Here is a 20,065-nt window from a genome sequence, read left to right on the forward strand (position 1 = left end):
GTTCAGTCCGTTTCACCAAGTTTGAATCTCTCGATTGCCTGATACTGCGCGGGTCCCTTGCCGAGCTCGCTGCGCACAAGCGCTAGCTCGGTAACGGGCATCTTCACTTCCAGCGGAGCGTGCGCGTCCAGCACATCGGCTACCGACCGCGTGGGCTCGATTCGGCTCAACGTCAGATGCGGCTTGAACGGCCTCTCTTCCGCTGGGAAGCCCGCGCGGCGCACGACCCGTTCGACTGATTCAGCAACCGAGATCAGCCGCTGCGCTCCTTCATCGACACCGAGCCAGACGATGCGCGCTCGCTTTGCTCGCGGGAACGCGCCAAGGCCGCCGAAGCAAATCGAGAACGCCGACCCCAGGCGCGCCTTGCCAAGCTCGGCGACGAGCACATCCCGCATCCGCGGATCCGTGTCACCCAGGAAGCGCAGGGTGAAATGCCAGTTCTGCGGCGGCACGAGGCGGCCCGGCAGGACGGGCAGGCTGGCAATTATCTCCTGTCGTGCCTGTTCCGTAAGGGGTACGGCGACGAACAATCTTTCGGCAGCTACGGGGGCTCCACTCATGCCGGTCCTCCTTGCTCAACCGGCTATCTATCAGTACGTAGCCCACGTCCCCCGCGTTGCGAGCTCCGCTGAGTGGCCGTCAGGGTCCCGAAAATAGGGACTGACACCGCCGCCGTCCCACTCGACCCTGCTTTCGATGACGATGCCTGCGCGGGCAGCACGGCACTCACGCCGATCGCACGCATCTCGTCACGAATATCCGGTCCACCGGCCGGCTGCCGTGTCGCCTAACGACCTCCTCGAGCGTCCACGGACGCCCGGTCGGCCAGCGCGACTGAACGGAGAATCTGAAGCTCAAGCCACAATGTGTTGGAGGCAGCAGGTACAGGCCGTCTTCTCCCTCCGCGAGCTTTACCCCCTTCAAGGCTGCCACTCTGGAGAGCGGAGTTCCAATCCGCAATCCATCTCGCGTTGCGATGCGGGGCGTCCTGACCGTAACGCGCCACACGAGACCGTCCTTCACCGACGCGCGGTAAATGTCTCCACCGATTACGAGGGTCAGGACATTATCCAGCGTCCCCTCGCTGGTCAGCTCTATGACGTCCCGAATTATCCGGCAGCTGCCTTTGACCGTGTCAACGGAGCGACCGATGGCGAGGTTCCCGACTCCCGTCGTTGTCAGAACGGGATTGCCCTTGATACCGCAGCGAGTGTCCGCGGGCCCGCGGGCCTTGGTTTTCGCAGAGCCGGCGGAGTCCTGCGATGCCGAGGCGGATCGTCCGGACAGCGCAGTTTTTGTCGAGGCATCGCGAGCCTGTACGCCATTCGTGTCCTTCTTCGCCGAGGCCAGGGCAGAACCAGTCAACGCGGAATCAGCGGCGACTGGCGAATCGCTCTTTGGTGCACCCGTTTGCTCGCTCGGTTGGGCGCACGAGCAGAGCAGAAGCGCGACTGGCAAAACAACCGTGGGACGCATGTATTCCTGTGTCTGAAGTACGACAGAAGATGCGCTCAAGTGAGCGTTCACGCAAAAAAAAACGCGCATCCGGATCGTCAGGATGCGCGATTGAGGTCACAGCATGAAGGCTTGTATGGGCCGCCGTTTGTTTCGGCCGCTCAGGTAAGCTGAACCACGAGCGGCTGCGTCAATCTCAGAGTGATGCGCCCGCCACTCGGCACACATCCTTCGACCTTCGAGTTGGCCGCCCCGACTGCCGCTCCTACGGCCGCGCCACCGGCGGCACCAATCACCGTGGATTTCGTGCGACGTCCGATAATCTGGCCGAGCACGGCGCCGATCGCTGCACCCTTGATGGCATCGCTCCCCACTTTGGATTCACCACGTACCCGCTCCACCTGCGCGTAGCTCACTTCCGAGGTTACCGGGTACGTCTTTCCATTGAACGTGATCGACTCTACTCGCAGGCCGATCTCGATGTTGTCGTTGGAGCGCTCGCTCCGCTTGAGTGTCGTGATCTCAACGACCGCGCTGGAGCCTGCCGGAATCACTACTCCGTTCGACCCCATGACGGGGTCGGCAATCTGCGCGGTAAAGCGGTCGCCAACCGAGTTGGTGTTCGTGCAAACCCTCTGGCCGGAGTAAAGCGACATTTCCGAGCCTGCCGACACAGTTCCAAGCGCGCGTTCGGATCCACGTGGCTCCGTCGTAACCGTGTTGCCGCTTGACGTAACGGCAGTTTCTCCGACTTCGGGTTCTGCAGGCGCGGCCCTGGGTGCGGATGAAGGTCGCACGACGGTTCTACGCGCAGGCGGAGGAGGGGCCGGGCGAGTACGGACTCTTGGAGCGGGCTCGACCTCCGCGACTGCGGGCACCGGCTCCGCTTCGACCGGAACGTCCTGCAGCTGCGGCTGAGATGCGGTATCGCGGTTGGCCAGCGCGAGATCCCGCGTCAGCGTCGTGTCCTGAGCGAGAGCGTCTTCCTTGGTGGCGTTGTCGGAACATGCCGTCAGTGCGACAACACCTGCGAACACCAGAGAGATGCGGAAAGCGGTGTAGTTGATTCTCATTGGTTGGTTATTGGAATGCGAAAGCGCCGCGCAGAGATGGAGTCTCTGCGCGGCGCCTCGGGTTTCTCTAGAAGCGGACCCGTCCCGATCCGGGGAACGTTCCGCGAATCACTGGAATGCGGGAGTTGATCGCGATGGCGGTGCCGATGCGGCCGCGCCGACCGTCCGTGCGCGGATCGCATTCGTCACCATCGACTGCTCCTCCACGAAGGACGACGGAGATGATTCCGCCAAGCACGGCACCGGTGTTGGATCCACCGCCCTGCCCGACCTGGACCCCGGAACCCGAAGGCATCTCAATCGGATGCGGCCGCGGCGCTGCCGCCGGCGCGGACTCCGTCGGAGCCGGGGTCTCGATCACGGGCTGGGGCTCGACCTCTTCGGTGACTTCGGCCACCTGGGTCTCAACCGGAGCGGGCGGAGTTCGTGGAGCCGGCCTATGCTTCACGACCCGCTGCGACTGCGCAACGCGCCGGGGTGCCGGCGGAGTTGTCCGCTCGATCGCCGACACCACCTGGCTTGCCTTCGCCGCGTTTGTGGCGAGTGTCAGTCCGTCCGAGGTCGAGGCGAGATCGAGATCTTTCCTGAGATCGTCGCTCATCGTCTTGCTGCCGCCACTGCACGCCGTGACGATCAGTCCGGCTGCGCCTATCAATACGAGTCTTGTTTTCATATACCCAGGTCCTCTGCCACCTCGGCCGGAATGCGAGGCCGCACAGACGTGCGAGCCGGCCGGCCAAAATTGAGCGCTAGCGGTGCAACGGCCGCGCCATGTCGTTTTCCCTCTCTATTACACATCAACACGAGTTTTGTCCCCGCCGAGTGACAAGGCAGTCCAGCGAAATGGACAGCAGGTAGTGCACTGGAGACTGCGGTACTACACTATCGCGTATCGGAAATCGCAAACTGGTGTACTCGACTTCATGAACAGATCATTGAGCCGTACCGTGCTGCTTTTCGCTTCGCTTCTTTCGGCGGGCTGCAGCGATTCAGCAGGGGGTACACTGAGCACGCCTGAACGTGCCGCGATTGCCGACTCGCTGAAGCAGCTCGTCACTGCCACCTATGATCTTTCAAAGCCGAACGCAGTCGCGCGGCTGATGAGCCTCTACCCGACCGAAGGGCCCGTGATCTCGGCAAACAGCGGTCGTGCGACTACCACGCGTGCCGCACTGCAAAGTCAGGTGGAGACATTCTGGCAGTATGTCGGAAGCAACATGCGCAATCCACGGTGGGAATGGACATCGATGCACATCGACGTTCTCTCACCGAACGCCGCAGTGATGACAGCCACCTACCGGGTGCCGCACCTCAATCCGAACAACACGCCGCACGTCATCGGAGGCGCGTGGACCGCGGTTTTCGCCAACCGCGGGGGACGCTGGGTGATCGTTCAGGAGCATCTCTCCGACGTGCCGGCGGAGGTGAGCGCGCCCGCGCAGCCCGACACGGCCGCGCACCAGCACTAGGCGAGCGTTACTCGCCCGGCTCGCTCGCTGCGACGGACGCGTTGAGATCCTGGCGAAGGGACGCATCACCGCTGGCGATCGCCTGCCACGTGATCTCGTTTCCCTTTCGAAAACCCTTCTTGGTGACCTTGACGCCCTCCGGAGAGATCGTCGCGATGTGCGGCTCACCGTTGATCACGATCTCTCGCTTAAGCGTCTTCTCGAGCTTTGTAGGCACAGTCCAACCTCCGCTGAGGGTTCACTTCCTGCAACAAGATGCCATATCTTCCAGCCAAAGCCACCCCGAAACCCACGAAAGACTAGAATCCATGGAACCAAATGCAACGGATCGGGACAGGGAATCGGCCTATCTGGTCTATGAGTTCGAGCGCCGGGCGTACCCCCTTTCCGATGCGGGTTTCACGATCGGGCGCGATGCCGCGGCCAATATCGTAGTACGCGAGCCATCTGTCTCGAGGTCACACGCCGAAGTGCGGGCAGAAGGCGGTGAGTACGTTCTTCACACCTCAGGGGCGACGGGTACCCGGTTGAATGGACATACGATAAACACTCCGCATCAGCTCAGGGACGGCGACCGCATCGAAATCGGAACCGCCGAACTTACCTTCCGCAGATCGAAGCTTCCACTCGGCGTCTCAGTTGTCGACCGCGCCGAGCCCCGCCAGGACGATGTGCTCAGCAGGCGGACGACGATCACCAATCCGATTCTGGGCGTAGGGCACGATGTTGACGATCGACGCAAGCGGTGGCCGGTGGTGCTGATACTGGCAGTTCTGGCCGTGATTGCGGCGTGGCTCTACCTCACGCAGGTGCGGTAAATCGTCTGAGGACGCGCGCTTCGAGCGCTTCCTTCAGAGGTGCGAGCTCCAGCCGCTCCAGCACATCAGCGGCGAATGCGTAAGTGAGCAGCTGCCGCGCCATAGCCATTCCAATTCCCCGGCTCCGCAGATAGAACAGCGCGGTCTCGTCGAGGCGCCCAACCGTTGCACCATGGGTGCACTTTACGTCATCAGCGAATATCTCGAGCTGCGGCTTCGTGTCGACTCGCGCGTGGCTCGATAGGAGAAGGTTGTTGTTACTCTGCTTGCCGTCGGTCTTCTGCGCCTCGGGGTGCACGTACACTTTGCCGTTGAACACTCCGTGCGAACGCCCGTCGAGTATCCCCTTGTAGAGCTCGTGGCTCGGACAGTTCGGCGCGACGTGCTCGACGTAAGTCTGATGGTCCATGTGCTGCGTGCCGTCGGCCAGGTAGAGTCCGTTGAGCACGCACTCCGCGGCATCTCCATCGAGCACGGTGTACACGTTCGTGCGTGAGAGGTCGGCTCCGGTCGCGAAGGAAAACGACTCGTACCAGCTGTTGCGCGACTGGTGCGCCTGAATCGTCCCGACGTGGAATGCACGGGGACTCTCGCTCTGCAGCTTGTAGTGGCTCAGCCGGGCGCCTTCACCTAGTGTGACTTCACTGACCGCATTCGTGAACGATTCCGCGTCGCCGAGCGTGACATAGCTCTCGACGATTGTCGCCCGCGAATGATCACCCGCGATTATCAGGTTTCGCGGATGTGATACGGAGCCGTCACCACCAGCGGCGATGAACACGAGGTGAATCGGCGCGTCCGGGACGGCATTCGCCGCGATCCGCAGCAGAGCTCCGTCGCGGAAGAATGCAGAATTCAGCGCGGTGAAGGCGGAGCTTCCCGGAACAGCGATGCTCCCTAGCAGCCGGCGTAGAGATCCTTCCGAGTCCCGCGCGATCGCGTACGAGAGGCTCTCGAACGAGATGCCGGATTTGTCGCCGGCAATTTCGGTCGAGAGCTCGGCAGAATACTGACCATTGACGAAGGTGATGGTCGGTCCGCCGAGCTCGGGAAGGAGAAAATTTTCCCGATCCTGAATCGAGAGCGCCTTTGGCTCAGCCGGATGGAAGACACGGTCAGCGATCGGCGCGACGCTCGTGAAGTGCCAGTCTTCATTCTTCATCGTCGGGAAGCCGAGCGACTCGAAGCTGGCGAAGGACTCACGCCTTAGTCGCCCCAGCCACTCGGGCTCGGACTGAAGGGCGCCTGAGGCGAGACGCTCGAAATCCGACTGGTAAGCTCTTCGCGAGAGTGAATGGGGCGCCGCCTTCAGGTCGTTGGGTGGATTCTTCGTCGTCGGCTGCGCCTGCGTCACGCGGTGGCTCCCGCAGCCGCGCCGGCGCCTTCGGAAACCCAGTCGTAACCCTTCTCCTCGAGCGCGAGCGCCAGCTCTTTGCCTCCGGACTTCGCTATGCGGCCGCTTACGAGCACATGCACGTAATCGGGGATGATGTAATTGAGCAGCCGCTGATAGTGCGTGACCACGATAGTCGCATTGTCGGGCTGCCTGAGCTTGTTGACACCCGCAGCCACGATCCGCAGAGCATCGATGTCGAGACCGGAATCCGTCTCGTCGAGAATCGCGAGGCGCGGCGAGAGCACGGCCATCTGCAGGATTTCGTTGCGCTTCTTCTCTCCGCCGGAGAAGCCGGTGTTCACGGACCGATTGAGCATCGACAGGTCCACGTCGACGAGCTTCATTTTCTCTTCCATGAGATCGAGAAACTCGAGTGGGTCGAGCTCTTCGAGTCCCTTTGCCTTTCTGATCTCGTTGTAGGCTGACCGCAGGAAGTACGCGTTGGTGACGCCGGGAATTTCAACGGGATACTGGAAGGCGAGGAATATTCCCTGCTGCGCGCGGACTTCCGGGTCAATCGCGAGCAGATCCTGCCCGTCGTAGGTGACGCTGCCTTCGGTCACTTCGTATCCGGGGTGTCCCGCCAACACCTGCGCAAGTGTGCTCTTCCCCGATCCGTTGGGGCCCATCACCGCGTGCACCTCCCCCTCGTTGACGGTGAGGTCCACTCCGCGGAGTATTTCCTTTCCTGCTATCGACGCATGGAGATTCTTGATTTCTAGCACTGTTGTCCTTTTCGATTTGTAAGCCTCACCTTCCGACTTCTTGCCCTCGCCGCTGCTCACTATCTGCGAGCTGGCCACAGAATCACAGAATCAGAGAACTCTTAGGGGGAACAGCTCGTGCGGCTCGGAACTCTCGCGCCAAGGTGAGTTCCCAAATTACTCTTCTGTGATTCTGTGATTCTGTGGCCAGCGCATAGATCCTGAGCGGCAACGAGACTTTCACGCGGCGCGCGATACCTATCCGACCGATCCCTCGAGCGTGATTCCCAGCAGCTGCTGAGCTTCGACAGCGAATTCCATCGGCAGGTTCTGGAACACTTCCCGACAAAACCCGCTCACGATCATCGACACCGCGTGCTCGGCACTCAGCCCGCGCGTCTTGCAGTAGAAGATCTGATCCTCACCGATCTTCGACGTCGACGCCTCGTGCTCCAGCGTCGCCGTGTTGTTCTGCACCTCGATGTACGGGAACGTGTGCGCGCCGCACTGGTTTCCGATCAGCATCGAGTCGCACTGCGTGTAATTCCTCGCGCCCGCGGCTTTCGGCAGAACCTTCACCTGCCCGCGATAGCTGTTATTGCCGTGCCCCGCTGAAATTCCCTTGGAGACGATCGTCGACTTCGTGTTCTTCCCGATGTGAATCATCTTGGTTCCGGTGTCCGCCTGCTGATGGTTGTTCACCACCGCCACCGAATAGAACTCGCCCGTCGAGTTGTCGCCCTGAAGAATCACACTCGGATATTTCCACGTAATCGCCGAGCCCGTCTCTACCTGCGTCCAGGAGATCTTGGAATTCACGCCGACGCACTTCCCTCGCTTCGTCACGAAGTTGAAGATGCCGCCCTTGCCCTCGGCATCACCGGCATACCAGTTCTGCACGGTCGAGTACTTCACTGACGCGTTGTCCAGAGCGATGAGCTCGACTACTGCCGCGTGCAGCTGATTGGTGTCGCGTTTCGGCGCTGTGCAGCCCTCGAGATAGCTCACCGAGGCGCCTTCGTCGGCGATGATCAGCGTCCGCTCGAACTGGCCCGTGTTAGCGCTGTTGATGCGGAAATAAGTAGACAGCTCCATCGGGCATTTCACACCCTTCGGCACGTAGCAGAACGACCCGTCGCTGAAAACGGCGGCGTTCAGGGCAGCAAAGAAATTGTCGCTGTGCGGAACAACGGTGCCGAGGTACTTCTCGACGAGCTCGGGATGTGTCTGCACCGCCTCGCCGAAGGAGCAGAAAACGATTCCGTACTTGCCCAGCTCCTCCTTCATTGACGTGCCGACGGAAACGCTGTCGAAAATCGCGTCCACCGCAACGCCGGCAAGCGTCTTCTGCTCGTTGAGGGAGATTCCGAGCTTCTTGTAGGCGCTTAGCAGCTCGGGGTCGACGTCATCGAGACTCTGCAGCGGCTTGACGCTCTTCGGCGCCGAGTAGTAGCTGATATCCTGGTAGTCGATGGGCTCGTAGTGGATGTTCGCCCAGTGCGGCTCCTTCATCGTGAGCCACCGGCGGTATGCCTTCAGGCGCCACGCGAGCATGAACTCGGGCTCGTTCTTTTTCTGCGAGATCACCCGGATTACGTCCTCGTTGAGGCCGCGTCCAATCGTGTCCGTCTCGACGTCGGTAACGAAGCCGTACGGATACTCTCGATTGACCAGTGTCTCGATTGCCGATCCCATCCTAACTCCTTGGCGTTACAGCACTTCCTTGCATAGATTGAATCCTAAGTAACTTTGTCGGGATAAGCAACCTACCACTGCTGGCTGCGGGCTGCGACCTGCGGACAACGATGCTTCCAGACTGCGGAGCGGATACTTGGAAGATTCTGGGTTCGAAGCTGTTGCAAAGGTCGACGAAGTTCCCGATGAGGGGACATTCGGCGTCGTCAAGTCGACCGGTGAGCCGGTATGTCTCATCCGGCACGGGGGGCGCATCACTGCTGTATCCGACACATGCGCTCATCAGGAGTTCGCCATGTCCCTCGGCGACGTGCTTCCCGACGGCACAATCCAGTGCGCATGGCATGGCGCGAGGTTCGACACCGCAACCGGCGCCGTACGCCAGGGGCCGGCGACTGATCCGCTTCCCATATTCACAGTGAAGATCGAGGATGGAATGGTTCTCGTCGGCCCCGCCTGTCCGCGGGCGGGCGCCGGTCACCGGATGTCCGAGGCGTGGATCCCCGCTGGGGAGGTGGAGCAATGAATCGCCGCGCCGATTTCCCCCTTCTCGCCGCGAATCCCGACATCCACTACCTCGACTCGGCCGCAACCTCGCAGAAGCCGCGCGTTGTGCTCGACGCGATGCGCGAGTTCTACGAGACGAGCTACGCCAATCCGCACCGCGGTGCTTATGCGCTTTCGGTTGCGGCCACTGAATGCTACAGCGGCGCGAGAGAGACGATCGCGAAATTCCTGGGCGTCGCGGATTCGGAATGTCTCATCTTCACCCGGGGGACCACCGAATCGATCAACCTCGTCGCTTCGGCATGGGGGCGTGAAAACGTCGGGCGCGGCGACGACATAGTGGTCACCGCGCTCGAGCATCACGCGAACTTCGTCCCGTGGCAGCAGCTGGCGATCGAGAGGGGCGCGGGTTTCCGCATCTGCGAGCTGACGAGTGACGGGAGAATCGATCTCGATCGATTGCGATCGCTCTTGACCCATCGCACGCGTGTCGTCGCGTTCAGCCATGTGTCGAACGCGTTGGGCACGGTCAATCCGGTGCGTGAGATCGTTGAAATGGTGCGGCGGCAGACCGATGCGCTCATCGTCATTGACGGTGCCCAAGGCGCTCCGCACCTGAGCGTTCGATTCGACGACCTCGGCGTCGACTTCTACGCATTCAGCGGACACAAGATGTGTGGTCCAATGGGGATTGGCGGGCTCATTGGAAAGCGCGAGATCCTGGAGAGCATGCCTCCTTACCAGACGGGGGGAGACATGATCGAGTTCGTCTACGACGAGACGACCACCTGGAATGCGCTGCCCCACAAGCTGGAGGCCGGGACGCCGAATGCAGCAGACGCAGTGGGACTCGCCGCGGCGGCGGAGTATCTCGATGCGATCGGAATGGACGAAGTGCTGCGTCACGAGCGCGCGCTGCTAGCCAAGGCACAGAATCGTCTCTCGGAGATCGAAGGCATCCGCATCTATGGTCCGCCGGCGGCCGAGCGGAGCGGAGTGCTGAGCTTTACGCTCGGCGATGTGCACCCTCACGACCTCGCCACGATCCTCGACGGCGACGGAGTTTGCATCCGCGCGGGACATCACTGCGCACAGCCGCTGATGCGGCGGCTCGACCTGGCGGCGACGGCTCGCGCATCGTTTTACGTCTACAACGACGAGTCGGATATCGACGCGTTGGTGGACGGCGTTCTCAAGGCAAAAGGAGTGTTCGGCCACGCAGCCGTCTGACAGCCGCTCGATCGGGTTGCTCATCGTTTCGAGCGGTGTCTCCTACCTGATCCGGCACTTCTTCTTCCTAGGCCATTGGCGCCACTGTCCTATCAGAAGCGCCTCACTATTGTATCACTGCCCTCCGCCCCTGAACTTCTGTAAAGTATCCTTGACATTGCGACAAGGATGCTTTACACTGCCTCTCAACTTAACGGGGGTAGAAAAATGGTGGACACGACGGCAAATCGATCCAGTCGTGGGACGGAAGCGCTGGTCTGGGGAATCGTGTGGGTGATCTCGTATTTCGGTGCTCGAATGGCGCTCGAGCAGATGGGTGAGCCGCAGCCCGATCTCGGCCGCATCGTCGTCGCGCTCGTCCCTTTGCTGCCCTTCATGGCGTTCCTTTGGAAGTTCATCGCTTTCATGCGCGAAGCGGACGAGCTCGAGCGCCGCATCCAACTCGAGGCACTGGCCATCGCTTTTCCATTGGCGATGGTGCTCCTCATGGTGCTCGCGCTGGTTCAGCTCGCAACGCCGCTCAACCCGAACGATTGGAGCTACCGCCACGTGTGGTATTTCCTCCCGATCTTCTGGTTCGGGGGTCTCTCCATTGCGAAGCGCCGCTACCAATGAAAAACCAGCTTCGGATTCTTCGCGCCGAGCGGGAGTGGAGCCAGGCTGAGCTCTCGGAGCGCCTGGGCGTCTCGCGACAGACGGTGAACGCGATAGAAACCGGACGTTACGACCCCAGCCTGCCGCTGGCATTTCAAGTAGCCCGGCTCTTCGAGAAGAAGATCGAAGAAATCTTTGAACCCGACGGATCGGGTAACGGGTAACCGGCCAAGCGCACCCGCGGTTATCTTGACGATAATGACAGTTGCCGACCGTTCAGCGGAGATTGCGGCCCTCTACCAGGAGCTGATCCTCGACCATTACAGACGGCCGAGGAACAAGGGCGAGCTGGAAGGCGCGACGCGCTCGGCCATAATGAAGAACCCGCTCTGTGGAGACGAGGTCGCGCTCCACGTGAAGGTCGAAGGCGACAAGTTGAGCGACGTTCGCTTTTCCGGACGCGGCTGCTCGATTTCCCAGGCCTCGGCGTCAATGATGACGCAGCTTGTGAAGGGAAAGAGCGCATCGGAGATCGCCGAGCTCGGCGAAACGTTCCGTGATCTCGTAATGGGCGCGGCGCCGGCCGGGGATAGTGCCGCGATGGGGAAGCTCGGATCGCTCCGCGCCCTGGGTGGGGTGTCTCGCTTTCCCGCGCGGGTGAAGTGCGCACTTCTTGCCTGGAATGCGCTCGAGACTGCAATGTCAAAACCGAATGGCTGAGCGGCCGAGTCGGCCGGTGAATTCGCGCCTGTAGCGCCGGGAGCTTTCTGAGCCAGTGATCGCTTCGAAACGAAAGATCGCCATCGCAATTCTCGCCTCAGGTCTGGCGAGCCCAGCAGCAGTCGCTCAGACGCCGCTGAGTGCAACGCTCATCTCCCAGACCTCGAGCCGCGACTCTATTGACGCGAGGAAGCGCGCCCTTCGCGCTCAAAACAAGTTCGAGATGGTCCGCCGATTCAACCTTCCGGTGCAGTACACGAGCTTACGCCAGAGCTGCGACGCGCACATCGGGCGTTTCTGCCAGTGGAACGAGGGCGATCAAGAGCCGCCCAGGGAGCCGATTCCGATTCGCGATGCGCGGGAAGAGCTCATCAGGACACTGGAGGCCGAGGCCGCACGATCGCCCGGCGATGACTGGATTACCGGCCAGCTGGTCCGTTACCTCCTCGAGGCCGGACGCGATTCGGCTGCGGTGAGAGCGGCCGTTGCATGCAGCGGGACCCGTTGGTGGTGCGACGCACTCCGCGGTCTAGCCCTGCATGAGGCCCGAGCCGGCGCGGCAGCTGACAGCGCATTCAAGAGGGCCCTCGCTGCGATGCCGGAGCGTGAGCGCTGCCGATGGACCGACATGACGGTTCTACTCGATCCCGCTCAGCGAAAGCGATACGGAAAGGTCGGTTGCGGTCGCCGCGAGGAGCTGGCTGCCCGCCTCTGGTGGCTCGCAGACCCGTTTCTCGCACTTCCGGGTAACGACAGGCAGGTGGAGCATTACTCCCGGCATGTGATGAGCCGCATTCTCGACGGTACCCGCGCCGGGTACGACGTGCGATGGGGCGACGACCTGCGCGAGCTCGTCGTGCGCTACGGCTGGTCGCGGTACTGGACCGTCTCCCCTCCCTCGTCGAGTCTCGACACGCGCCAAGGCACCATATCCGGGCACGAAGCGTCGCCCAACTATCACTTCTTCCCGACGTCGCTCGTGATCGACTCCGCGACGAGCATCGGCGATTCGACATGGAGCCTCAGGCATCGATTCTCGCCCGAGCGATATTCGCCGCGGGTTGCGCCCCTGGTGGACGAGCTCGTACCGCAGATCGCTCTTTTCCGCCGCGGTGATTCGGTGCAGGTCGTCGCGGCATACGACGTCTCGCGCGATACCGCTTACGTCGGCGGGACTGTCCGGTCTGCGCTCGTGCTTGCCCGAGACGAGCGCGACCAGCCTGTCGTCTCCGAGCTGACACTTCCGCGAGGGTGGCATTCGGTCACCGTCGACGAAACGCCACGCGTGCTGAGCATCGAAACGTGGAACCCGCAGAAAAAACGCGGCGCGCGGCTTCGTCAGGGCCTCTGGCTTCCGCGCCGAGCCGCCAACTCCATCGCAGTCTCTGACATCCTGCTGTTCGATGCTTCGCCCGACGTCAGCGACCTCGCATCGATTCTCCCGCACAGTATTGGGAGCCTCACCGTCGCGCGTGACAGGAAGCTCGGTGTTTACTGGGAAGCGTACGGACTAGCTCGGCCCGACAGCGCGCTTCCCGTTTCGCTGACGCTGACCCGAATGGAGGGCGGGCTGAGAAGGCTCGCGCAGGCGATCGGGCTCGGGAAGCGGAGCTCACCGTTGAGCATCGCGTGGCGCGAGACGCCATCCATGGGTGGAATAGCAAGCCGGTCGGTTGTGCTCGACCTGTCGCTCATTCCGCGCGGTCGCTACAAGCTGAAGCTGGAGCTGAAGCCAAGCAGCTCCCCTCCCGTGACAGCCGGGCGAATAATCGAGATCAGGTAGTGGCGCGTCAGCGCTGCTCCAGTAATCCCTGCCGGCGAAAGAAGTAGTACAACGCCGTCCCCACCACGAGAGCGATCGCATAACCGTAGGGAAGCCCGACAGCGATTACGCCGACGGTGAGAACTACGAAGAATTCCCAGCGTCCCGCTGCTTCGCCGCGCACCAGCGACATCAGTACAAGTCCCTCGAACAACAGCAGCACTCCGAGCATCGGCAGAGGAAATACCTGCACCGTCTGCTGAAAGACCCCGGCGAAGAAGAGGCCGATCGCAAGATAGATCGACCCGTAGATGACGAGCGAGCCGCCGGTACGCGCGCCGAAAGTGTAGTGTCCCGCCAGTCCACCCGACCCATGACACGTAGGAACGCCGCCGAGCCATGGATTCACGAGATTCATTGCAGCGTATGTGACACCGAGCTTCCTCACCGTGATTCGCCGCTCGGGAAAGAGATCTTCAGCGATCTGTCTCGTCGCGAGCACTGAGTTGCCAAGCGACAGTGGTATCTGCGGAATGGCGAGCAGAACGAATCCCGTGACAATGTCGCTGAGCGTTATTCGCTGAACTGTCGGAAGAGAAAAGCCGGCGCCGGCCGCGATCGGTCCCGGGTCGAGATTGAACACGATCGCGTAGAGTATTCCCAGGCCGATCACGAACAGCGCCGGCGGGAACCGGCGATTCCCGAGGAGTGCAATGACGATTGCGAACGCTGCCGCCGCGAGCACATAACCCCGCGGGCCGTCGCGCTGCACGTAGTCGCGCAGTGCGAGCAGGGCGAGCTGGAGGCCGAGTCCCAGCTGAAGACCGCGCACGACCGCGCGAGGCACGACGCGCGCGAGCCAGTCGATTCCGCCGGAAACAGTGAGAAGCAGCATCGCGACTCCGATTGCGAGCCCTCCTCCATACAGAATCTCCGGCGCCACCCGCTGAGTGATGACGATGACTGCCACGGCTTTGAGCGGCTGCACCGCCATCGGAATGCCGTAAGTGGCAGCGGTGAAAACCTGCATCAGGCCGAACATGATCAGCACGCTGGCGCTGTCGAGGCCTGCGGCCAGGATCATTCCGATTATGAGCGGCAGGTCGGTGCCGATGTCTCCGAACGCACCCGCCAGCTCGTTCCTGTCGAACCGCATCCGCGGCCGGCCTTTCACCGTAGTCGGTGTGTCTGAGTGTTCGGACTTCAAGTACTGGTACGGGTTGAGTTGAGACCAGGGATTTTTTTGGGAACTCCAATGCCAAAACTGGCAATGAGATCCCAAAAAACTCCCTGGTCTCAACTCAACGCGAATCACTGCCCCCGGACTCCGCGATCATCGGCGCGAATGATGCTTCACATTTATATTGTAAGGCCCCCCCCGTGTTGACACTATATGACTGACCATACGGTCGAGATCGAGAACGTCTCGAAGCGCTACGCTACGCACGTAGCCGTCCGCGATCTCACTTTGCGCGTGCCGAAGGGATCGGTCTACGGCTTGCTCGGGCCGAACGGGGCGGGCAAGACGACCACGATCCGCATGATCCTCAACATCATCGCACCCGACGAGGGTACGATCCGGATTCTCGGCGTCCCATCCAACGACCCGAAGATCACCGACCGGGTGGGGTACCTGCCGGAAGAGCGCGGACTGTATCGCAAGATGCAGGTGAGGCGAATCCTGCGATTTCTCGCCGAGCTCAAGGGGGTGCCGCGCGCGGTTGCGGACAGCCGAATCTCGGAGTGGCTGGAGCGGCTCGACCTCAAGACCGACGAGAAGGATTGGGGCTTGTCGAAGATCGACGAGCTCTCACGCGGAATGCAGCAGAAGGTCCAGTTCATCGGCGCGCTGCTGCACGATCCCGACCTCGTCATTCTGGACGAGCCATTCAGCGGCCTCGACCCGATCAACGCCCAGGCGCTGAAGGACACCATTCTGGATCTCCGCCGCCGCGGGAAAACGGTGATCTTCAGCACACACATCATGGACAACGCGGAGCGAATCTGCGACTCGGTGTGCATTCTCGCGCGCGGTGAGAAGGTGCTGGATGGCTCCATCACGTCGATCAAGAGCTCCCACGGGACGCGTAACATCGCGCTCTCTCTCGAGGGCGGCTCCTCGAATGGTGTCGGACAGATTCTCGCCGACCGACGGCTCGTGTCGCGAGTGGACGACTCCAACCTCTATTTTGAGGTAGAGCTTGCGGAGAACGCGAACCCCCAGGAGCTTCTGCGCCGCATCGTAGACTCAGGTGCGAGCGTGCAGCGCTTCGAGCTCGTCCAGCCGTCGCTCCACCAGATATTCCTGGAGAAGGTAGGAGCTCGTCCCAGGCTGCCGGGAGAAGCGCCGTTTGCCGAAGGCGTAGAGGCAGGGATCACCGGCCATGGCTAAGCTCTGGGCAATCATCAAGCGGGAGTATCTCGAGCGCGTCAGGACAAAATGGTTCGTCATTGCCACCCTGTTCGGGCCGTTGTTCTTCGGCTCGCTGATCATCATTCCGGCTTACATGACGAAGAAGGCAAGGGCATCGAACGAGTTCACGAACACGATCATTCTCGATGCGACCAGCATCGGCATGGGCGCGAAAGTGGCCACCGCGATGAGTGTCGGGCAACCGCCGGGATCCGCTGCTCCGCTCGTAAGACAGGTCTCACCTCCTGATCTCTCGCGCGCGGAAAGCACGGCAACGCAGCAGGTGATGAGCTCCCAGGCGATCGGATACCTGGTCCTGGATGAGCAGACGCTGCGGGGGGAGGTAGTGCGCTATGCGGGCAGGAACGCGACTTCGATCGGGGACATGGAGCGCATTCGGTCAAAGGTCAGGGAGATACTTCTCACCGAGCGCCTCGAGGGGGCGGGAGTCAAGCCCGAGACGATAAAGGAGCTCTCGTTCATGCCGATCAGGCTGCGCGCCGAGCGGATCACCGACGAGGGAAGAGGCGGATCGGGCACGGCGAGCATCGTCTTCGCCGGAGTCATCGCTTTCCTGCTCTACATGTCGATCGTTCTCTATGGGCAGAACGTCCTGCGCGGTGTGCTCGAGGAAAAAACGACGCGCGTCGCGGAGGTGATTGTCTCCAGCGTTCCGTCGGAGACGCTGCTCGCGGGCAAGGTTCTCGGCGTGGGAGCGGTGGGCCTGACGCAACAGGCGATCTGGCTCGCCGCGTCGGTGTTCATGTACGAGGTGCGCACGCCGTTACTGGCTCAGTTCGGTATCAGCAGCACACCTTTCCAGATGCCGTCGATCACCGTCGGATACGGAATTCTCCTTCTCGTTTTCTTCATCCTCGGATTCACCTTCTATGCGTCTCTCTACGCGGCAGTTGGCGCATCGGTGAACACGGAGCAGGAGGCGCAGCAGGCGGTTCAGCCGCTGCTCATCATGCTCGTGGCGACAGCGATTTTCATCAATCCGATACTGCTCAACCCCACAGGAAGGCTTGCGTTCGTGATGTCGATCCTGCCGTTCTCGGCGCCGATCATCATGCCGCTCAGGCTGGCGCTGGTGAGTGTGCCCTGGTACGAGATCGCGGCTTCGATGCTCGCTCTGGCAGCCTCATGTGTGGCGGCAGTGTGGGTCGCGGCACGAATCTACCGCGTGGGGCTCCTGATGTACGGCAAGCGCCCCACTCTGAAAGAGTTGAGGCGCTGGGTCGTCTATTCGCATTAACTGCGGACCGCCGTACTACACTACGATCCGTAGTCCGCAGTGAAGTAAGGCGGTTAGGTCATCGCCTGGGCCGTAGCGGTCGTCTGACAGTATTTATCGAACGCCGCAGTCAGGTCATCGGCAATTTCGTTTGCTGTTCGCCCCTCGATATTGTGGCGCTCGAGCATGAATACAACGCGGCCGTCCTTGAGCAGCGCAATCTGCGGTGAAGACGGCGGGTAACCGGGGAAGTAGGTTCGGGCGCGCTGTACTGCCGCCGCGTCCTGCCCGGCGAAAACCGTGGTCAGCGCGGCGGGCTTCACCGGATGCCGAAGGGCTCTGGCTACCGCCGGACGCGCGTTCCGCGCGGCGCACCCGCAAACAGAATTGACGACCACGAGGGTAGACCCTTTCGCATCCTTGAGCTTTGCGTCGACCTCTTCGGCGGTTCTCATCTCTTCGATGCCGAGTTGCGTGAGCTCCTGGCGCATCGGTGTGACTATTCGTTCATCGTACATCGATTTCTTTCTCCATGTGAATTCACAGTCGTATCGAATAATAAACCCGGAAGCGGCGCCGCCGCATTGTCGGGGCCGCCTTCCTCAGGACTGGCGCCGGCGCTCTTTGGGCGGAGTGACGTATTTGTCCTGGGCCCCGGAATTTCGTCGCCGGTCGAGTATCGCTTCTCCGGGAAGGCCGGCGCGAACAGTGCCTGCGCTCCACGCAGCGTGCTCGCGCTTGAGCAGCTGATAACGGACGAGCTTGACCATGAGAGCGAGCAGCAGCGCGAATGCCGAGATGACGACCACGTGGCGCATGAAAATGGTTGCCGCGATTCCCGGCCAGTCGCCCAGTGTCGCGGCGCTGGTGCCCAGCGGCTCACGGTTCGCAACGATGAGACCCAGGCTGGCAATACTCTCGAACGCCGACTCGAGCGCGCCGAATGCGGGAGCTCGCCACGTCCACTGACGAAGCGGAAAACGGCTCAGGTGTGCCGTTGCCATGAGCAGCACGAACGCGGATCCAAGCAGAAACATCGTGCCGATGTACAATCCGTTGCCCGCATGCGTCAGGACGAGCGCGCGATAGAGCCGAACGACCACGCCGGTTACGAGAGCCATCTCGACGACGGATCTGGCGAGCTTGCTGAAAGCTGGCGGCTCACGGACCATGAGTCCGGCCGAGACGCGCTGCCTCAGTCGCTCGCTGTTCTGGCGCGCGATGAAATCTGACATTCGGGGCTCAATGTAATGCCGTAACTCCGGGCGAAGCGACGAATAGTTACGTCGCCCGGTTCAGAGCGTCGTTCCAAAGCCATGCGACAAGTGACGCGCCTAGCGCTCATACTATCGACGGCACCCGTTCTCGCTCTGGGAGTCGTTACGCCTACTTCGCCACCGAAAGCGGGGTGTATCCGCGGAGCGTATGGCAGCCGCTACAACCAGCGGCTTTTCCGCTCCGTGATGCGCCGCAGTGACAAGGTTGCGGGCAAGGTTCTCAAGGCGTACAACGTCCCGCGCGTGAAGCCGTCCGAGGTGAGGCCGGTGAATGATCCCGTAATCTGCCGACGCGCCGCTGTTGCGTACGGGAAAGTGCTGAGTGCCGAAGACCACGACCGGAAAGTCCACATCCTGCGGGTCGGCAACCGCTACATAGTAATGGATCCCGACTTTGTAGTGGACAACCAGCACCGCGCGGTGACCTTCGACTCGACTCTGACGAACGCGGTAGCACTCGTAGCACAGTAGTGCCGGGTCAATGGATCCAGTGCCCGATCCGCCCCCACCGAATATCAGTGATGAACGGCAGCGGACGGTCGCTGTCGTCGGCGTTATACGAGTAGTAAACGAACATGGGCTTGCCGCGAATGTTCTCCCGCGGAACGAAGCTCCAGTACCGGCTGTCCTTCGAGTTGTATCGACTGTCGCCCATCATGAAATACTTGTTCGGAGGGACGACGACGGGCCCCCAGTTGTCATGAGTGGGCTGCGCCGGCGCCGAGCCGAATCGTGACGACCTGAGTCCCACCGGCTTCTGCCAGTCGAACAGTGGATCGATCGAATCCATGGCTCCGTCCGGATTCGCCTGCGCGTATCCCGGCCGCTGTGCGATGCCGTTCACATAGAGGACGCCCTTTCTCATGTACAGCGTGTCTCCGGGAACGCCGATGAGTCGCTTGACGAGAGTCGGATTCGGGTCGTCGGGTTGATCGATCTGCGTCGGCGACTTGAACACCACTACGTCGTTGCGCCCGGGATCAGCCAGACCCGGAACGTTGATGCTCGTGAACGGGACATGGGGTCCGTAGACGAGCTTGTTCACGAACAGCCAGTCACCCACGAGCAGCGACGGGATCATGCTCCCCGAGGGAATCCTGTATGCCTCGAGAAAGAAAATGCGGAGAACGATGAAGAATGCGAGTGCGGTTGCGAGCGCCTTGAAGTTCTCCCAGAAGCGGCTCAAGGCGCTGCGCTGCGAAAAAGGGCGCGCCTTTTGAGCGCGCCCCCCGCCTCCTGCTTTCGTTGAGGCGACTGCCAATGCTCTACTTCAAGTGCTTGTTGACGAGTCGTGTCATCTCGAACATTGAGACCTGCCTGCTTCCGCCGAACACGGGACGGAGATTGTCATCGGCGTTGATCATGCGACGGTTCTTGGAATCCTGCAGTCCTTTACGTCGGATGTAGGCCCACAGTTTCTTCGTCACCTCTGTGCGAGGAAGTGGAGAGCTTCCCACCACCGGAGCCAGCTGCGCGCTCGGCGTCATCGGCTTCATGAACGCTGCGCTGGGTACTCGCTTGGTTCCGGATTTCTTTCTGGCGGCTTTTCTCGAAGACTTTCTGGCGGTCTTCTTCCTGGCCGCTGGCCGTTTCTTCGCCGAGCTCTTCTTCTTCGCTTTTGCCATCGCTTCTCCTGGTTGTTGATCGGGCGCAAACCGGGCGACGCCTATGCGCGTCGCGAGCAAGATAGAGCGGCAAATTGCGTGCGCAAG

Annotated in this window: 25 protein-coding genes; 12 read left to right on the plus strand and 13 right to left on the minus strand. The window is 61.5% G+C overall.

Going from position 1 to position 20,065, the window contains the following annotated elements; genetic code table 11:
* Positions 1–2: 2 nt before the first annotated feature.
* From thpR to VES88_10655, 4 genes are all read right to left on the minus strand, one after another.
* Positions 3–563 (minus strand): RNA 2',3'-cyclic phosphodiesterase, encoded by a 561-nt coding sequence (gene thpR, locus VES88_10640; GenBank protein HYN81949.1) that lies wholly within the window; start codon positions 561–563, stop codon positions 3–5.
* A gap of 166 nt (positions 564–729) precedes the next feature.
* Complete coding sequence (locus VES88_10645; GenBank protein HYN81950.1) at positions 730–1,368, minus strand: hypothetical protein; 639 nt, start codon at positions 1,366–1,368, stop codon at positions 730–732.
* Between the two features lie 251 nt (positions 1,369–1,619).
* Complete coding sequence (locus VES88_10650; protein HYN81951.1) at positions 1,620–2,531, minus strand: hypothetical protein; 912 nt, start codon at positions 2,529–2,531, stop codon at positions 1,620–1,622.
* 67 nt (positions 2,532–2,598) lie between these two features.
* Positions 2,599–3,204: a hypothetical protein gene (locus tag VES88_10655; protein HYN81952.1), complete on the minus strand. Its 606-nt coding sequence runs from the start codon at positions 3,202–3,204 to the stop codon at positions 2,599–2,601.
* Between the two features lie 184 nt (positions 3,205–3,388).
* Between VES88_10655 and VES88_10660 the strand changes: the two genes are divergently transcribed.
* Entirely contained in the window at positions 3,389–4,000 is a 612-nt protein-coding gene (locus VES88_10660) for a nuclear transport factor 2 family protein (protein ID HYN81953.1), read from the plus strand.
* Positions 4,001–4,007: 7 nt separating this feature from the next.
* Here the strand turns inward: VES88_10660 and VES88_10665 are convergent, their stop codons facing one another.
* Positions 4,008–4,217 (minus strand): hypothetical protein, encoded by a 210-nt coding sequence (locus tag VES88_10665; GenBank protein ID HYN81954.1) that lies wholly within the window; start codon positions 4,215–4,217, stop codon positions 4,008–4,010.
* A 91-nt stretch (positions 4,218–4,308) separates the two neighbouring features.
* Here VES88_10665 and VES88_10670 point away from each other — a divergent pair, with 91 nt between their 5' ends.
* Positions 4,309–4,818: an FHA domain-containing protein gene (locus VES88_10670; GenBank protein ID HYN81955.1), complete on the plus strand. Its 510-nt coding sequence runs from the start codon at positions 4,309–4,311 to the stop codon at positions 4,816–4,818.
* Here the strand turns inward: VES88_10670 and sufD are convergent.
* The 3 genes from sufD to sufB all read right to left on the minus strand — a co-directional run bounded on the left by sufD (position 4,802) and on the right by sufB (position 8,613).
* On the minus strand, positions 4,802–6,172 hold the full coding sequence (gene sufD / locus VES88_10675; protein ID HYN81956.1) for a Fe-S cluster assembly protein SufD: 1,371 nt from the start codon (positions 6,170–6,172) through the stop codon (positions 4,802–4,804). The two genes, VES88_10670 and sufD, sit on opposite strands and share 17 nt — an antisense overlap.
* The gene (gene sufC / locus VES88_10680) at positions 6,169–7,017 is read right to left on the minus strand and encodes a Fe-S cluster assembly ATPase SufC (protein HYN81957.1); all 849 of its coding nucleotides are present in this window, start codon (positions 7,015–7,017) and stop codon (positions 6,169–6,171) included. The genes sufD and sufC overlap by 4 nt, the downstream gene beginning before the upstream one ends.
* A 159-nt stretch (positions 7,018–7,176) precedes the next feature.
* Positions 7,177–8,613, minus strand: coding sequence for a Fe-S cluster assembly protein SufB (gene sufB, locus VES88_10685; protein ID HYN81958.1), 1,437 nt, complete (start codon positions 8,611–8,613; stop codon positions 7,177–7,179).
* A 136-nt stretch (positions 8,614–8,749) separates the two neighbouring features.
* Here sufB and VES88_10690 point away from each other — a divergent pair, with 136 nt between their 5' ends.
* The 6 genes from VES88_10690 to VES88_10715 all read left to right on the plus strand — a co-directional run bounded on the left by VES88_10690 (position 8,750) and on the right by VES88_10715 (position 13,447).
* Positions 8,750–9,139, plus strand: a complete 390-nt coding sequence (locus VES88_10690; protein HYN81959.1) for a Rieske 2Fe-2S domain-containing protein — start codon at positions 8,750–8,752, stop codon at positions 9,137–9,139.
* Positions 9,136–10,350: a SufS family cysteine desulfurase gene (locus VES88_10695; GenBank protein HYN81960.1), complete on the plus strand. Its 1,215-nt coding sequence runs from the start codon at positions 9,136–9,138 to the stop codon at positions 10,348–10,350. The genes VES88_10690 and VES88_10695 overlap by 4 nt, the downstream gene beginning before the upstream one ends.
* 207 nt (positions 10,351–10,557) lie before the next feature.
* Entirely contained in the window at positions 10,558–10,965 is a 408-nt protein-coding gene (locus tag VES88_10700; GenBank protein ID HYN81961.1) for a hypothetical protein, read from the plus strand.
* Positions 10,962–11,168 carry a helix-turn-helix transcriptional regulator gene (locus VES88_10705; GenBank protein HYN81962.1) on the plus strand — a complete coding sequence of 69 codons (207 nt, stop codon included), beginning with the start codon at positions 10,962–10,964 and terminating at the stop codon, positions 11,166–11,168. The genes VES88_10700 and VES88_10705 overlap by 4 nt, the downstream gene beginning before the upstream one ends.
* 34 nt (positions 11,169–11,202) lie before the next feature.
* Positions 11,203–11,664 carry an SUF system NifU family Fe-S cluster assembly protein gene (locus tag VES88_10710; protein HYN81963.1) on the plus strand — a complete coding sequence of 154 codons (462 nt, stop codon included), beginning with the start codon at positions 11,203–11,205 and terminating at the stop codon, positions 11,662–11,664.
* Positions 11,665–11,719: 55 nt separating this feature from the next.
* The gene (locus VES88_10715; GenBank protein HYN81964.1) at positions 11,720–13,447 is read left to right on the plus strand and encodes a hypothetical protein; all 1,728 of its coding nucleotides are present in this window, start codon (positions 11,720–11,722) and stop codon (positions 13,445–13,447) included.
* A 7-nt stretch (positions 13,448–13,454) separates the two neighbouring features.
* Here VES88_10715 and VES88_10720 read toward each other — a convergent pair whose 3' ends face one another.
* A complete protein-coding gene (locus tag VES88_10720) occupies positions 13,455–14,633 on the minus strand; it encodes a putative sulfate/molybdate transporter (GenBank protein ID HYN81965.1) in 1,179 nt (392 codons plus the stop codon).
* Positions 14,634–14,819: 186 nt separating this feature from the next.
* Here VES88_10720 and VES88_10725 point away from each other — a divergent pair, with 186 nt between their 5' ends.
* Together VES88_10725 and VES88_10730 are read left to right on the plus strand one after the other, a co-directional pair.
* Entirely contained in the window at positions 14,820–15,818 is a 999-nt protein-coding gene (locus VES88_10725; GenBank protein HYN81966.1) for an ATP-binding cassette domain-containing protein, read from the plus strand.
* Positions 15,811–17,097 carry an ABC transporter permease gene (locus tag VES88_10730; protein ID HYN81967.1) on the plus strand — a complete coding sequence of 429 codons (1,287 nt, stop codon included), beginning with the start codon at positions 15,811–15,813 and terminating at the stop codon, positions 17,095–17,097. The genes VES88_10725 and VES88_10730 overlap by 8 nt, the downstream gene beginning before the upstream one ends.
* Before the next feature lie 53 nt (positions 17,098–17,150).
* On the opposite strand, the gene VES88_10735 is transcribed toward VES88_10730, so the two are convergent.
* Positions 17,151–17,594: a BrxA/BrxB family bacilliredoxin gene (locus tag VES88_10735; protein ID HYN81968.1), complete on the minus strand. Its 444-nt coding sequence runs from the start codon at positions 17,592–17,594 to the stop codon at positions 17,151–17,153.
* Positions 17,595–17,678: 84 nt separating this feature from the next.
* On the minus strand, positions 17,679–18,311 hold the full coding sequence (locus VES88_10740) for a hypothetical protein (GenBank protein ID HYN81969.1): 633 nt from the start codon (positions 18,309–18,311) through the stop codon (positions 17,679–17,681).
* 90 nt (positions 18,312–18,401) lie between these two features.
* Between VES88_10740 and VES88_10745 the strand changes: the two genes are divergently transcribed.
* Positions 18,402–18,824: a hypothetical protein gene (locus VES88_10745; GenBank protein ID HYN81970.1), complete on the plus strand. Its 423-nt coding sequence runs from the start codon at positions 18,402–18,404 to the stop codon at positions 18,822–18,824.
* A gap of 7 nt (positions 18,825–18,831) precedes the next feature.
* Here VES88_10745 and lepB read toward each other — a convergent pair whose 3' ends face one another.
* On the minus strand, positions 18,832–19,539 hold the full coding sequence (gene lepB / locus VES88_10750) for a signal peptidase I (GenBank protein ID HYN81971.1): 708 nt from the start codon (positions 19,537–19,539) through the stop codon (positions 18,832–18,834).
* A gap of 79 nt (positions 19,540–19,618) precedes the next feature.
* Positions 19,619–19,849 (minus strand): SWIB/MDM2 domain-containing protein, encoded by a 231-nt coding sequence (locus VES88_10755; protein ID HYN81972.1) that lies wholly within the window; start codon positions 19,847–19,849, stop codon positions 19,619–19,621.
* Here VES88_10755 and VES88_10760 point away from each other — a divergent pair.
* Positions 19,848–19,997, plus strand: a complete 150-nt coding sequence (locus VES88_10760; GenBank protein ID HYN81973.1) for a hypothetical protein — start codon at positions 19,848–19,850, stop codon at positions 19,995–19,997. The two genes, VES88_10755 and VES88_10760, sit on opposite strands and share 2 nt — an antisense overlap.
* Positions 19,998–20,065: the final 68 nt, after the last annotated feature.

This window comes from Gemmatimonadaceae bacterium, assembly GCA_035633115.1.
Lineage (GTDB): Bacteria > Gemmatimonadota > Gemmatimonadetes > Gemmatimonadales > Gemmatimonadaceae > UBA4720.

What these genes read in the sequence shown, in the direction of transcription:
- thpR (HYN81949.1), bottom strand. Translation starts at nt 563, where the DNA reads ATGAGTGGAGCCCCCGTAGCTGCCGAAAGATTGTTCGTCGCCGTACCC.
- VES88_10650 (HYN81951.1), bottom strand. Translation starts at nt 2,531, where the DNA reads ATGAGAATCAACTACACCGCTTTCCGCATCTCTCTGGTGTTCGCAGGT.
- VES88_10655 (HYN81952.1), bottom strand. Translation starts at nt 3,204, where the DNA reads ATGAAAACAAGACTCGTATTGATAGGCGCAGCCGGACTGATCGTCACG.
- VES88_10670 (HYN81955.1), top strand. Translation starts at nt 4,309, where the DNA reads ATGGAACCAAATGCAACGGATCGGGACAGGGAATCGGCCTATCTGGTC.
- sufB (HYN81958.1), bottom strand. Translation starts at nt 8,613, where the DNA reads ATGGGATCGGCAATCGAGACACTGGTCAATCGAGAGTATCCGTACGGC.
- VES88_10695 (HYN81960.1), top strand. Translation starts at nt 9,136, where the DNA reads ATGAATCGCCGCGCCGATTTCCCCCTTCTCGCCGCGAATCCCGACATC.
- VES88_10700 (HYN81961.1), top strand. Translation starts at nt 10,558, where the DNA reads ATGGTGGACACGACGGCAAATCGATCCAGTCGTGGGACGGAAGCGCTG.
- VES88_10705 (HYN81962.1), top strand. Translation starts at nt 10,962, where the DNA reads ATGAAAAACCAGCTTCGGATTCTTCGCGCCGAGCGGGAGTGGAGCCAG.
- VES88_10710 (HYN81963.1), top strand. Translation starts at nt 11,203, where the DNA reads ATGACAGTTGCCGACCGTTCAGCGGAGATTGCGGCCCTCTACCAGGAG.
- VES88_10725 (HYN81966.1), top strand. Translation starts at nt 14,820, where the DNA reads ATGACTGACCATACGGTCGAGATCGAGAACGTCTCGAAGCGCTACGCT.
- VES88_10730 (HYN81967.1), top strand. Translation starts at nt 15,811, where the DNA reads ATGGCTAAGCTCTGGGCAATCATCAAGCGGGAGTATCTCGAGCGCGTC.
- VES88_10735 (HYN81968.1), bottom strand. Translation starts at nt 17,594, where the DNA reads ATGTACGATGAACGAATAGTCACACCGATGCGCCAGGAGCTCACGCAA.
- VES88_10740 (HYN81969.1), bottom strand. Translation starts at nt 18,311, where the DNA reads ATGTCAGATTTCATCGCGCGCCAGAACAGCGAGCGACTGAGGCAGCGC.
- VES88_10760 (HYN81973.1), top strand. Translation starts at nt 19,848, where the DNA reads ATGAACGCTGCGCTGGGTACTCGCTTGGTTCCGGATTTCTTTCTGGCG.
- VES88_10755 (HYN81972.1), bottom strand. Translation starts at nt 19,849, where the DNA reads ATGAAGCCGATGACGCCGAGCGCGCAGCTGGCTCCGGTGGTGGGAAGC.